Annotated in this window: 12 protein-coding genes; 4 read left to right on the top strand and 8 right to left on the bottom strand. The window is 65.5% G+C overall.

All coding sequences use genetic code 11. The features are described 5' to 3' along the window. Positions 1 to 5: 5 nt before the first annotated feature. Positions 6 to 1,412 carry a D-alanyl-D-alanine carboxypeptidase/D-alanyl-D-alanine endopeptidase gene (dacB, locus tag ACQP1G_RS02550; RefSeq protein WP_433208045.1) on the bottom strand — a complete coding sequence of 469 codons (1,407 nt, stop codon included), beginning with the start codon at positions 1,410 to 1,412 and terminating at the stop codon, positions 6 to 8. A 299-nt stretch (positions 1,413 to 1,711) separates the two neighbouring features. Between dacB and ACQP1G_RS02545 the strand changes: the two genes are divergently transcribed. Together ACQP1G_RS02545 and cutA are read left to right on the top strand one after the other, a co-directional pair. Beyond that, positions 1,712 to 2,203, top strand: coding sequence for an inorganic diphosphatase (locus tag ACQP1G_RS02545; protein ID WP_433197961.1), 492 nt, complete (start codon positions 1,712 to 1,714; stop codon positions 2,201 to 2,203). A 284-nt stretch (positions 2,204 to 2,487) separates the two neighbouring features. Next, positions 2,488 to 2,814 carry a divalent-cation tolerance protein CutA gene (gene cutA, locus ACQP1G_RS02540; RefSeq protein WP_433197959.1) on the top strand — a complete coding sequence of 109 codons (327 nt, stop codon included), beginning with the start codon at positions 2,488 to 2,490 and terminating at the stop codon, positions 2,812 to 2,814. 10 nt (positions 2,815 to 2,824) lie between these two features. Here the strand turns inward: cutA and ACQP1G_RS02535 are convergent, their stop codons facing one another. The 3 genes from ACQP1G_RS02535 to ACQP1G_RS02525 all read right to left on the bottom strand — a co-directional run bounded on the left by ACQP1G_RS02535 (position 2,825) and on the right by ACQP1G_RS02525 (position 5,370). Continuing rightward, positions 2,825 to 4,051, bottom strand: coding sequence for a helix-turn-helix domain-containing protein (locus ACQP1G_RS02535; RefSeq protein ID WP_433197957.1), 1,227 nt, complete (start codon positions 4,049 to 4,051; stop codon positions 2,825 to 2,827). A gap of 295 nt (positions 4,052 to 4,346) precedes the next feature. After that, positions 4,347 to 4,526, bottom strand: a complete 180-nt coding sequence (locus ACQP1G_RS02530) for a hypothetical protein (RefSeq protein ID WP_433197955.1) — start codon at positions 4,524 to 4,526, stop codon at positions 4,347 to 4,349. A gap of 625 nt (positions 4,527 to 5,151) precedes the next feature. Beyond that, complete coding sequence (locus ACQP1G_RS02525; RefSeq protein ID WP_433197953.1) at positions 5,152 to 5,370, bottom strand: hypothetical protein; 219 nt, start codon at positions 5,368 to 5,370, stop codon at positions 5,152 to 5,154. A 311-nt stretch (positions 5,371 to 5,681) separates the two neighbouring features. Here ACQP1G_RS02525 and ACQP1G_RS02520 point away from each other — a divergent pair, with 311 nt between their 5' ends. Both ACQP1G_RS02520 and ACQP1G_RS02515 read left to right on the top strand, forming a co-directional pair. Continuing rightward, positions 5,682 to 6,848, top strand: a complete 1,167-nt coding sequence (locus ACQP1G_RS02520; RefSeq protein ID WP_433197951.1) for a serine hydrolase domain-containing protein — start codon at positions 5,682 to 5,684, stop codon at positions 6,846 to 6,848. Positions 6,849 to 6,885: 37 nt separating this feature from the next. Then, on the top strand, positions 6,886 to 8,385 hold the full coding sequence (locus ACQP1G_RS02515) for an alpha/beta fold hydrolase (protein ID WP_433197949.1): 1,500 nt from the start codon (positions 6,886 to 6,888) through the stop codon (positions 8,383 to 8,385). Between the two features lie 48 nt (positions 8,386 to 8,433). Here the strand turns inward: ACQP1G_RS02515 and ACQP1G_RS02510 are convergent, their stop codons facing one another. From ACQP1G_RS02510 to ACQP1G_RS02495, 4 genes are all read right to left on the bottom strand, one after another. Then, a complete protein-coding gene (locus ACQP1G_RS02510) occupies positions 8,434 to 9,078 on the bottom strand; it encodes a response regulator (RefSeq protein WP_433197947.1) in 645 nt (214 codons plus the stop codon). After that, positions 9,066 to 10,316: a sensor histidine kinase gene (locus ACQP1G_RS02505; RefSeq protein ID WP_433197945.1), complete on the bottom strand. Its 1,251-nt coding sequence runs from the start codon at positions 10,314 to 10,316 to the stop codon at positions 9,066 to 9,068. The genes ACQP1G_RS02510 and ACQP1G_RS02505 overlap by 13 nt, the downstream gene beginning before the upstream one ends. Before the next feature lie 343 nt (positions 10,317 to 10,659). Continuing rightward, complete coding sequence (locus ACQP1G_RS02500) at positions 10,660 to 12,480, bottom strand: MDR family MFS transporter (protein ID WP_433197943.1); 1,821 nt, start codon at positions 12,478 to 12,480, stop codon at positions 10,660 to 10,662. Then, positions 12,477 to 12,983 (bottom strand): MarR family winged helix-turn-helix transcriptional regulator, encoded by a 507-nt coding sequence (locus tag ACQP1G_RS02495; RefSeq protein ID WP_433197941.1) that lies wholly within the window; start codon positions 12,981 to 12,983, stop codon positions 12,477 to 12,479. The genes ACQP1G_RS02500 and ACQP1G_RS02495 overlap by 4 nt, the downstream gene beginning before the upstream one ends. Positions 12,984 to 13,039 lie beyond the last annotated feature (56 nt).

Raw genomic sequence — 13,039 nt, 5'->3', positions numbered from 1 at the left:
ACCCGTCACGAGCATCCACAGTTACGCAGCGTGCCAGCGATGGCGTCCAATGCGGGCCGACTCAGCTCTGGCGGCCGATCGTTCGACATCAATGCGAAGGTCAATACCCGCCCGTCGCTGTCCAGCACATAACCGACCAACGTGCTCGCCACTGAGAGAGTTCCGGTCTTGGCTCGCACCCATCCCGCGCCGCCTCGGTTCTGCGTGACATAGCGGCTGGTCAGCGACCCGGTTGCGCCCCCGATCGGGAGATCGTCGAGCATCGGCGCCAAGGTGACCGCGATCCGGTCGGTTTCCGGCCTCGCCATGGTGTTGCTCGGCTGCACGGCATTCGCGGCGCTCGGCTCGGCCGCGGTGGCGATGATCTTGTCGAGCAGCCGGGCCGGCACCCGATCCTCGGTCGACAGGCCGCTGCTATCGCGCATCGAGAGGCCGGTGATATCGAATCCGGCCTTGCCGAGGGCGGCCTCGAGGGCGGAAACGGCTCCGGTGAACGACGCCTCGTTACCGCTGGCGACCGCGATTTCCCGGCCGATGGCCTCGGCGAGCACATTGTCGGAGTGGACCATGGTGTCGCGCAGCCGGTCGCGCAGCGGCGCGGATTGCACACTCGCGACTTCCGTCGCACCGGCGGTGGCATTGCCGATCCGAACCTTGGCGGGATCGAGGCCGAGTTCGGCGGCCAGGCGCTGTCCGGTCGCCAGGGCCGGAGTCGGGGTGCGCGGCGAGTACTCGACCAGCGGATCGAGGCGCCCACCGTCGAGCATCACCGGATCCATCGGCGCGATGGAGCCCTCGCCGATATCGACCGGATCCCAGCCGGGGGCCATCGGCGCCCCGGCATAGGCGGAGGTGTCGACCACGATGGTGTCGACGACGCGCCCGGAGGATTTGATCTGCGTCACCAGATCCGACAGCCGCGGCCCGTTCGGGTAGTACCCCTTACCGTCGGGCTGCGCGGTCAGCGTCGGATCACCGCCGCCGACCAGCACCAACTCATTGGGCGCTGATCCGGTGACGACGCTGGTGCTCACCTGGTGATCCGACGGCAAGGTGAGCAGAGCGGCCGCGGTGGTGAGGATTTTGGCGGTGGAGGACGGGATCATCGGCTTATCGGACTCGGCACTCCACAGCACCATCGCCGAATCGGCGTCGGTGACCTCACCCGCGAACGCCCCGAGGTCGGGATTGGCGACCACCTGCGCGAGGGCGGCGGCGATACCGGCCGCGGTGGGCGCGGACGCAGTCGACGGCGCGGGCGCTACCTGCGGAAACGGTTTGACAGGTGCCGGCGGCGCGGCGATCGTCAGGCCGCCGTGCCGGAATTCCTCGGTCCACGGTTTGACCACGACCAGCACACCGCCCGCAGCCACCAGCAGCACGACCAGCGTGACCACGACGCCGATCCACATATTGCGCCGCCGCTTGGCGGCCAACCCACCGATATTCCTGTTGCTGCCACCCACCACGTGCCCGCCGTCTCCTGATCATTTCGAGCGATCCGCAAGCAGTCGCCAGCGGTATCGTTTCGCGCGACCTCGAGCAGTTGCCGGGGCCACCCACCTACCGCACCCAAGTGCCCGCGGACCACACTATCCTCGTTCCGGCACCGTTCCCCCGAACACCTGTCGAGTCGGCGTTCCGACGACCGCTTGCCGGTCGCAGGCAACATCGCGACAGTCCACACAGAAGCACCGAGTAAGGAGATGGCGTGGAGTTCGACGTCACCATCGAGATTCCCAAGGGTTCTCGGAACAAGTACGAGGTCGATCACGAGACGGGCCGGGTCCGGCTCGACCGGTTCCTGTACACGTCCATGGTCTACCCGGCCGACTACGGCTACATCGAGAACACGCTCGGCGAGGACGGCGACCCGTTGGACGTGCTGGTCCTGCTGCCGGAGCCGGTATTTCCCGGCTGCCTGATCGAGGTGCGTCCGGTCGCGATGTACAAGATGGTCGACGAGAAGGGCGGCGACGACAAGGTTCTCGCCGTGCCCGCGGGCGACCCGCGCTGGGATCACATCCAGGACCTGGCCGATGTGCCGGAGTTCGAACTGGCCGCGATCAAGCACTTCTTCGAGCGCTACAAGGACCTCGAGCCCGGCAAGTTCGTCAAGGGTTCGGAATGGGTCGGCCGCGCCGAGGCCGAGGCCGAGGTCACGGCCTCGATCAAGCGGCTGCAGGAGAACGGCGGCCACTGAGCCTTGTTGTGCGGGTGGACGATTCGCCTGCCCGCACAACGCAGAGAGCTGAAACACCCACCAACCGCTCGGCGCGGTATCGCTACCGCATCAGCGTAATGCGCTCTCACGCAAGGCGTCTCGGGTCTGCTCCGCACATGGCAGCGACCCGAGGCGCCCGCAGCGAAGCCTGCGCACTGTCGAGCCGAGTCGGACCGGGCAGGGTTGTCGAACGAGCCGCACTCGCCTGCCCCAACGGAACCCGTTCAACGGGTGGGCCAGCATCGACGACCTAGTGTGGCTGCATGACAACGCCACGAGTGTGGTCCGTTACCTCCACAACGCCGACTGAAGGCGATGCGCGAAGTATCGCGCGGACCGCGGTCGCCGAGCGGCTCGCGGCCGGTGCCGAGATCACCGGTCCGGCGATCTCGGTGTTCCGGCACCTCGACGAATTAGGCGAAGGCGAAGAGTGGCGGGTCACACTACGCACCTCAGCGGCGATGCGTGACCGCTTGGCGGCACGTATTGCCGAGCTGCATCCGTGGGACAGCCCGGAAGTGACCGCAACCCCGGTCGAGTGGTGTATCGACAGTTACGCCGAATGGATCGAACGCTCTACGGCTGTGTAGGAAAAGGTAGCTAACCAGCAACGCCGACGCGCTGACACAGTTCCCGGACGTCGTCGCGCATCCCCGATGGAGGGCGCTTCGCGAGAGCGTGCAGCATCTCGCGGGCGTAGCCGTTGTACCGGATCGTTTCGGATGCGGTGCGCTCCGACTTGTCGAGCATCGCGAGAACCGCGGTCGACTCGTCGCGCTGGAAATGGGCGCGGGCTACCTCGATGAAATGACGGCTCCGACGCGGCAGCGAAGCTATCCGGTCAGCGTCGAATTCGTTGGACGCGCGCAACGCCTCGCCAGGTCGGCGCAGCTCTACACCAAGCGTGGTCGCGTGTGCCGACATCACCGGCATCGAGAACGATGTCTGCACATGCCGATATCCAGGGCCCAGCTGGCGAGCCGTCCGGTCGGCGCATTCCCAATGTTCCCAGGCTTCGCCGTAGCGGCCTCGGCGCGCATGCACATAGGCGATCTCGGCCTCGAGGGCACCTGCGATTCCGTGCCAGTCGTCGGCGGTCCCGTCTCTGTCCAGGTACGGCGATATTTGGTCTATCGCGTTGCGCGCCAACACTATTGCCTCGAACCAGCGGCCCGAGTCGCGCAGTGCCTGCACCATCGCCCACGCACTACACGCGATGATGTACGGGTCGTCGGCTTCATACGACTCGTTCAGCGCGCGGTCGGCGACGAGCCAAACCAACTCGGGCGCAGGCTGATACGCGACGTAGAAGTCAGTGAGCTGATAGACACCGGCCAACGCACGCCGGGCGGCTCGGCGTTCGTCCCCGGTCGAGCGAGCCGCGCGCTGCGCATCCCTGATCAATCCGGGCAGTAGCGCGCCGAGCTGACTGCGGTGATCCGGGCTGGCGTGGCGAACACGCCATGCCTGCCACAGCCGCTCGGTCACGTGCTCGGCGCTTACTGGGCGTTCCGCTGGGCTCAGCCGGAAGTCGGTCAGCGCCGCTTGCACTTCGTTGAGCGCGAAGTGTCGCTCACCAGCGAATACCGATACCGGTACGGCGTGGTCGTTGCCGGTCAGCTCGGCCAGGTCTTCGAGCTCGAGTGCTCGCGCGATCCGCAAGAGCATTGGCAGACGAGGAGTTTGGATGCGGCCGTTCTCTACTGCTTTCAGCCACTCGGCCGACCGGCCGAGCAGCCCCGACAGCACGCGCCGCGACATGCCGATGCGCTCACGCTGCCACTTGATCCGTTCGCCGACTGGCGCGCTGTCGTCAGGGCTGTACATCGCCGCACCCCCTTCGCCCGGTTGGTTCGAGTGGTTCCAGCGTAACCGGACGTGGGCGCACCTGTGAGGGGTACAAACCGTACCCGACCACCCAGAAACGGACACTTAGCGTGCTTCCTAGCCCCGCTGCCGGGTCGATGCCGTGCCCTATCGGCTCCCCGGCAGCGGGTGCCCATAACCGGACGACGTTAGGGGGTAGGCCATGAAAGAACCCGCGCAATTTGATGATGAGGACGCCCGGAAACTCGCGATAGCACCGAAGGACGGTCCGCGATATCTCCAACGCACAGACGGGTCATGGTCTCTCGTTGACGACGAGGGATGGGAAATCGACGCCCGCCCGGATATCACCAGTGCCCGAAATGGTGTCGGCAGCGCGACCGGGCGACAGATATTCGTTGCGCCGCAGACGTTGTGCGATTCCGCGGACGTGGAGTTGGCGCATGTGCTGTCGCAGCAGCATCGCACTTGCCATATCCATCAGTGCATGTGGAAAGCGGCGGCCCGACACACGCTCGTCCTGGCGGGTCGAATGGTTCCGCAGTCGTTGAGTCCGCGTGAACGAGCCGCTGCCCGAGGTATCGACTACCCGCCGACACCGGGGACCGATGCACCGCGGCATGACGGTCCGGGACTGGGGACGTTACGTGCGGTGCTGGACCGGCTCGAGCGGCTGGCGCACGACCCCGACAATGCGCGAACCCGATAGCGCGCATCCGCGAATGGACATGCATCGCACCGAGATCGACGGCTGGCTGGCCGAATGGCGGATAGACCAGCACCACATTCGGATTATGGTGGTGTGCAACGGGTCCGACGAGCCTTTAGTTTCGTTCACCGCGGCATCGGCCCTCGACCTTGTGCAGATGCGCGAGCAATTCCCCGAACTATCGCGGTTGTGGGATGCGATTCGGCACGCGTATTGGACGGAAGTTGCGCCACCTCCGAGACATCCACGTGGACGGTCCGTTTAGCGGACAACAGGGCTACCAACCTCGGTATGCTGGGCCGGATATGCGAAAGGGACATCCGGATCGACCGGATGTCCCTTCGAGCTCGAATTACAGTGCGGTGATACCGAATTCGAGCAGCGCATCAGCTCAGTAGTAGATGTACAGCTCCCATCCGCTGTAGGTGTCGACGCACTCCCAGTAGTAGCCGCCGGTCGCGGGCGAGGCGCCGTCCGACGAACATGCCGCGTAGGTGGCGTAGGTGCCGTAGTAGTAGCCCGTGGCGGCCGAGGCGGTGGCCGCCGTCGACACCCCGGCGACGGCGGCGGTGGCGAGAAGGCCAGCCGCGATGAGGGACTTGATTCGCATTTCACTGCTCCTGAAAGCGAGGTCGAATGATTACCTCGCTTACCGTAGGGACGCGGTGCGTCCTGAACAGCCAACCCTAGGGCTCGAAGATCGCCCCCTTGGGCAATGCCACCTTCTTTACCTTGCCTTGTGCTCGAGGGGTTTTCGCCGCACTTGTTTGTTGGTAGTGCTGGCACTACCAACTCACACCAGTGGGCCCTACCCGGACTTCGGGTGCACACGGCATAGGCGCGACAGGCCCGGATTTCTAGGCTCGAATTGCGAGGGAGCAACGATGACTCCTGCGCTCGAACGGGAGGAAATCACTGCTCATGAAGGTATGTCTGCGCGGTTCCAGCAGGGTCGCGTTATCGGGAATCGCGGTGGCGGCGATCCTGGCCACCGCGGCTTGCGCGACGTCCACCACCTCGACACCATCGCAGGAACTGACCGCTGCGATGGAGCAGGTGGTCAACAGCGGCTTCCCCGGCGTGCAGGCGGTGATCGACGGTCCGGGCGGGCACCGCACGCTGACCGCGGGCGTCGGCGACCTGCGGACGGGTGCGCCGTTCGCCGATAACGCGCAGCTCCGGATCGGCAGCAATACCAAAACCTTCGTAGCGACGGTGATTCTCCAATTGGTGGCCGAGGGCAAGGTCGAACTCGACGCACCCGTGGAACGGTATCTCCCAGGTGTGGTGCAGGGCAGTGGGAACGACGGCAACCGGATAACCGTGCGGCAGTTGCTACAGCACACCAGTGGTGTGCCCGACTACTTGGGACATGGCAGCGCCGAGGGCGGCATGGAAACCGCGGGCAATCAACTCGACCCCACCTCGGACGCGGGCCGCCGACAACAGTTCGCACCCGCGGACCTGGTCCGCATGGCCATGACCATGCCGCCGAACTTCGAACCCGGCGCGAAATCGGTCTACACCAATACCAACTACATCCTGCTCGGCATGCTGATCGAACGCGTCACCGGCCGACCGCCCGCCGCGGAGATCACCCGCAGGATCATCGAACCGCTCGACTTGCGAGCGACGTACTTTCCAACCGACGGCGACACCGGAATTCACGATCCCCATCCGTCGGGCTATCACGAAATCGACGGCAAGCGAATCGATTTCACCGAACTGAATACGTCATGGGCGGGCACAGCGGGCGCGATGATCTCGACCGGATCGGATGTGAATCTATTCTTCACCGCATTGTTGAGCGGAAAGCTATTGCCCGCAGCGCAACTCGCTCAGATGCAGCAGACCGTCCCGTTCGACCGCAGCTCCGGCGAGGGCTACGGATTAGGACTGATCCACCGTCCCGTGTCGTGCGGCAAGGAGGTCTGGGGACACGGCGGCAGCATCCCCGGCTTCGAAGTCCGCACCGGCGTCGCCGCCGACGGGACCGCGGTGGTGGTGAGCACGAACCAACTGCCCGCCGGTCAAGCGGCCTTCGACGCCGTCGAGAAGGTATTCGATATTGCCATCTGCGGCAGATGACCAGCGAAACATGCGACCGAGAAGCGGAGGATCGATAGTGCTACGCAAAAAGGTGGCGATGGCCGGCTTCGCCGTTCTGCTGGCGGGCGCGGGACTGGCCTGCGCCACCCCTGCCGACACGAACGGTCCGGCCTTAGAGCGCTTCTATAGTCAAGCGCTGCAATGGAAGTCGTGCGACAACCCGCGCCTGGACCAGGCCCACGCCCAGTGCGCCGATGTGACTGTGCCGCTGAATTACAGTGCTCCACAAGGCGAGACGATCACCGTGGCGATCTCGCGCATGGCCGCGACCGATCCCGCACTGCGGCACGGAGTGATGCTGTCCAACTCCGGCGGACCCGGCGGGGAGGGGCTCGACTTCATGGTCGATGTCGGCGCGGCGATGACCCCCGACGTGCGGGCCCGCTATGACCTGATCGGCATCGACCCGCGCGGGGTCGGGCGCTCGTCACCGGTCGACTGTCACTGGCCGCGTGGCTTCGGCCTGCAAGCCGCCGGTATCGACGCCGCCGGTTTCGCCGAATCCGTTGCCGTACAGAGTGATCTGGCGACCCGCTGCGCCACCGGCGAGGGCGAGCGATTGCGCTACTTCACCACGCGCAACACCGCGCGGGATATGGATGTGATCCGCGGTGCGCTCGGCGAGCAGCGGGTCAGCTACTTCGGCACCTCATACGGCACCTACCTGGGAGCGGTCTTCACCCAGATGTTTCCGCAGCGCAGTGACCGCATCGTATTGGACAGCACCGTCGATCCGGATCGGTACGGGCCCGTCGGCATGATGCAGGATATGGGCCCGGCCAATGAGGCGGCGCTGGATCTGTGGGCGGACTGGACCGCCGCGCACGAGAACGAATATCACCTGGGCGCAACCCGCCAACAGGTCCGCGACAAAGTACTGGAGCTGATCCGCCGCTCGGCCGCGGACCCGATCCGGTTCGGCGACTTCACCATCGACGACCACACCCTGCCGGTACTGCTGTTCACCGAACTGGACGCCCCGCAAAAGTATCCGACGCTGGCCGCCACCGTGCGTCAGCTCGCCGACGCTGCCGACGGCAAGACGGTCGAGCTCGCACCCGAATTGCACTCGGCGCTGGCCTTCATGCTCAACGCACAGCCACGTGACAGTTCGGCACAGCTCGCCATCATGTGCGGCGATGTGGCAGCACCAAGGGATCCGGCTTGGTACTGGGGCAATATCGAAGCCGCCCGCGCCAGCCAACCGGTATTCGGCGATTTCGTCAATAATCTGACATCGTGTGCGTTCTGGGCTCCGCCCGCCGAATCGCCCACGCAGGTACGCAATTCGGTGCCGACGCTGATCGTGCAGTCCACCGGCGACAGCCGTACGTCCTATCCGGGTGCGGTCGCCATGCACCGGGATCTGACCGCATCCCGCATGGTCACCTTGCAGGATGTTCCCATCCACTGGATCTTCGGGAACTACCCGAACAACTGCACCTACGACGTGGTGAACACCTACCTCCGCGACGGCACGCTCCCGACCGCGGACGTGACCTGCCACGCGGACTGACCGACACGGGATCGCCCGAACCACAATGTGGTTCGGGCGATCCCGAATTCACGCATTCAGATACGCGAGCACGGCGAGTACACGGCGATGTCCGACCTCATCGGTCGCCAATCCGAGCTTCGCGAAAATACTCCGAATATGTTTGTGCACAGCACCTTCGGTGACCACCAACCGCTCGGCAATGGTCGTATTGCTGTGCCCCTCCGCCATCAATGCGAGCACCTCGCGCTCGCGGGCGGTCAATGCGGCCAACGGATCGTCCGCCTTACGCCGCACCAACAATTGCGAGATCACTTCGGGATCCATCGCGGTACCGCCGTCGGCGACGCGACGCAGCGAATCGAGGAATCGGTCGACCTTGCCGACCCGCTCCTTGAGCAGGTAGCCGACGCCACCGGCACCGTCGCCGAGTAGTTCGGCGGCGTAGGAGTCCTCCACATACGACGACAACACAAGCACCGGCAGGCCGGGATGCAGCTCGCGGGCGCGCACGGCGGCGCGCAGGCCGTCATCGGTGAATGTCGGCGGCAATCGAATGTCGACGACCACCGCATCCGGGCGGTCGGCGGCCACCGCGGCGAGGAAATCGTCCGCATTGTCGAACGCCGCGGCTACCTCGATACCCGCGGTATTCAGCAACAACACCAAACCCTCCCGCAGGAGGGCGTCATCCTCGGCGATCACGACCCGCACGGCAGCTCCACTCGCAACACAGTAGGGCCACCGACCGGACTGGTGAGCCCCATCCGTCCGTCCAGCGCCTCGGCCCGTCGCCGGATGCCGGCCAGCCCGCCGCCGTACGCTTCCCGCGCACCGCCGGCACCGTCATCGGCGATCTCGATCGTCAACATCTCGGCGGCACTACCGAGCACAATCGAAATGGACTGGGCTCCAGAGTGTTTGGTGGCATTCGTCAAAGCTTCGGCGATGACGAAATAGGCGGCGGCTTCGACCGCCGCCGGGAGCCGGCCCACCCGAGTCGAATCCAGCACCACCGGAATGGGACTGCGCGCGGCGAGCGCCGACAGCGCGCTGGCCAGCCCGCGATCCGAGAGCACCGGCGGATAGACACTGCGCACCACATCACGCAACTCCGCGAGCGCGACGGTCGCGGTGTCCTGTGCCTTGCGCACCATGCTCTGCGCCGCTTGCGGATCCTGTTCGCGCAGTTGATCGGCCAATCCGAGCTGCATGATCACCGCGGCAATCCTGGCCTGCGCGCCATCGTGCAGATCACGCTCGATCCGCCGCAGTTCCGCGCCGTGCGCGTCCAGCGCGGCCGCCCTGGTCGCGGTGAGCGCGGCCACCCGATCGGCCAGCAGGGCATCCTCCGAGGGCGATAGCAGCGCGCGGGCGGCCACGGCCTGCCAGTCCGCGATCATCGGCAGTTGCAGAGCCACCGCGGCGACCGGCACCGCGATCGCCATGCTCCACACTGCCTTCGGCCACGAGTCGACGGTGAAACCGAAGTTGGCGATCGTACCCGCGGGCAGCAACCGCCAGTACACCGGAATCCACAGCTGATTGATCGCACTGACCGGCAACGCGACCGCCAGAATCGCGACATAGATCCCGGTCACCGCATGCAACAGCAGCCACCCGATATCGCGCCAATTGGCCGGATCGGTGCATGCGGTCCCGAGCCGCTGCCGTAGATCGCCGTCCATCGGCCGATATACCGCCTCGATCGGCGCACCGAGTCGCCGCGCCGCCCTGCGCCGTTCAGCTCCGATCAGGGGCCGGATCATCCGAATCGCCTCGGGAATCGCCGGAATCCCCACACCGATCAGACTCAGCGCCGCCACAACGAGCAGACCGATCACCGCGAACATGGCCAACACCGAGGTCGCACCACCGACCGCCAGATACCCAACCGCGCCCGGCACCCGCCGCAGCCGAACCCACACATATCGCATGGTCAGCGCTTCCACCACATCACCACAAACCGACGGTAGTCCACGCCACCACGCGGCACCTCACCCCGTCGAGCGTAGTCGAATGGTGGCTCAACACCGCGGCGGTCAACCCACCCGATGTTGCATTGACCGCTTGAATCCGCCCGCGGCGTTTACCGCCGTATGACTCCGCTCGACGGACCCACAACGCAACCCCACGCTGGAAGCGTGTGGACCTGCCTGCACAGGCTGTGGAAGAGAAGGCGGGTATGTCGGACGACGTGTCCAGCACTCCTCGGCACAGCACTGGACCGGAGCAGGGCGGTGCGGTCGGACCCCGAGGAGTCCGACCGCACCGCCGACTACGCGTCCGAGGGATTCAGACCGACCCGGCCGTACTCGATGTTGATCCGACGCCGTTCGACGACGTCGCGGCACCATTTGCCGCAATTGCGTCCATGGTGTCCTCGGACGGGCTCAGTGCCTCGCCACCCGCGGTCAACAAGCCCGTGCGCTCCACGACGTCCGGCCCGGCACCATTCGCCGCCGCGTCACCTTTGGCCGCCTCGAGGCCGGCGACCATCCGCAGCGGCACTTCCTTCCAGAACAGCACCAGGATCAGCGCGAGCAGCGCGATACCGGTCACCGACAGGAATACCGTCGACATCGATTCGGCGAACCCGACCTTGAACGGCCGTGCCAGCTCCGGACTCAGCTGCTGCACGATCGAGCTGTCCTTCAGCACGCTACCGGCCGCCGAAGTATCCTGCGCGAGTAGGCCTTTCGCGAGCGCGGCATCGGCCGGATTGCTGCTGTGCGCAGCCTCGACCACCGCATGCTGGAAGGCCGGATCGTTGGCCGCGGACTGCATCTCGGTGGAGATATTCGGCGTCAGCTGCGCGAACAGAATCGACAGGAATACCGCGACACCCAGCGTGCCGCCGATCTGTCGGAAGAAGGTCGCGGCGGCGGTGGAGACGCCCATGTCCTTGGGCGGCAACGCATTCTGCACCGCGATGGTCAGCGGCTGCATGAGATTGCCGAGTCCGAATCCGGTGCAGACCATAAAGATCATCGCAACCCACAGCGGGGTATCGGCAGTCACGAAGTGCAACAGGAACAGGCCGAGCGTCAGCATGGTCGCACCGATGAGCGGAAAGGCACGGTAGCGCCCGGTACGCGAAATGAGCTGACCGGAAACGATCGAACCCGACATCATGCCGAGCACCATCGGCAGCATCTGCAGACCCGCCATCGTCGGGCTGGCTCCGCGCACCACCTGCAGATACTGCGGCAGCAGTGAAATACCGCCGAACATCGCCGAACCCACCACGACCGAGATCAGCACGCCGAGCGCGAAGGTCTTATTGGCGAACATCCGCAGCGGAATCAGCGCCTTATCCTTCATTACCTTCTCGACCAGCACGAACCCGATCACACCGAGCACGCCGATCACGTAGCAGAGAATGGATCGTCCACTGCCCCAGCCCCATTCGCGCCCCTGCTCGGCGACGATGAGCAGCGGCACCAAGCCGATCGCGAGCACCAGCACACCCCACCAGTCGACCCGGTCGGTGGAGTGCGGCCGCTTCGGCAGCTTGAGCACCTTGGAGACCACCGCGAGCGCGATCAGGCCGATCGGGACGTTGACCAGGAAGACCCAGCGCCAGCCGCTGACACCGAGGATGGTGTCCTGTCCGGCGAACACACCGCCGAGCACCGGGCCGATCACGCTGGAGGTGCCGAATACCGCCAGAAAGTAACCCTGGTACTTGGCACGCTCGCGCGGACTGACGATATCGCCGAGGATGGTCAACGCCAGCGACATCAATCCGCCCGCGCCGAGGCCCTGGAAGGCACGGAACGCCGCGAGCTGGTACATCGACTGCGCCACTGTGCACAGCAGTGAGCCGACCACGAAGATCGTGATCGCCGCCATGAAGAACGGCTTGCGGCCGAACATATCGGACAACTTGCCGTAGAGCGGCGTCGCGAGCGTCGCGGTGATCAGATAGGCCGTGGTCGCCCACGCCTGCATCGAATAGCCGTCGAGATCATCGGCGATGGTGCGGATCGCGGTCGAGACAATTGTCTGGTCCAGCGCCGCCAGCAGCATGCCGAGCAGCAGACCGCTGAGAATCGTCAGGATCTCCCGGTGCGTGAAACTTGTGGACTCCTCCACGGTGGCCGGTGCGGTCACGAATCGTTCTCCGTCCCAATGTCGTACAGGTTCTGGTCGTTGCGGATGGCCGCGAGCATGGCGGGTTTGGCCTGCTCGTAGTCGTCGACGAACTGTCGAAGCAGCCCGGCGAAGGCGACCCGGTCCTGCGGCGTCCAAGCCGCCATCACCCGCGTCAGGTTCTCGTGTCTGCGCCGGCGGATCCGCTCGGCGACCTCGCGACCGAGTTCGGTCACGACCAGCACGGTGGCGCGGCCATCGTTGCGATCGGCCTGCCGCTCGACCAGCTGCCGCTCGACCAGATGGGCGACGTGCCGACTGATCGTCGACGCATCCGAATGCACCGCGTCGGCCAGCGCGCCCGAACGCATCGGCCCGTCACAGAGCAGCCGGAACAAGATCGCGAAGGCCGCGGGATCCACACCGTCCCTGGTCCGCAGCTGCGCGGCGGTTCGCTCGCGGATGCGCTGCAGCCGGGTGAGCTGAATCGCGATCGTGTCGACCGACCGCTCGTCCTCATCCACTCGACTCACCTTTACTTGCGTCAATCAATTAGTTGCGTGATACAAGTATGTAGACG

It is taken from the genome of Nocardia sp. CA-107356, from assembly GCF_050946365.1.
In the GTDB taxonomy this organism is placed as follows: domain Bacteria; phylum Actinomycetota; class Actinomycetes; order Mycobacteriales; family Mycobacteriaceae; genus Nocardia.
This window is presented reverse-complemented; position numbering and strand designations above follow the sequence as displayed.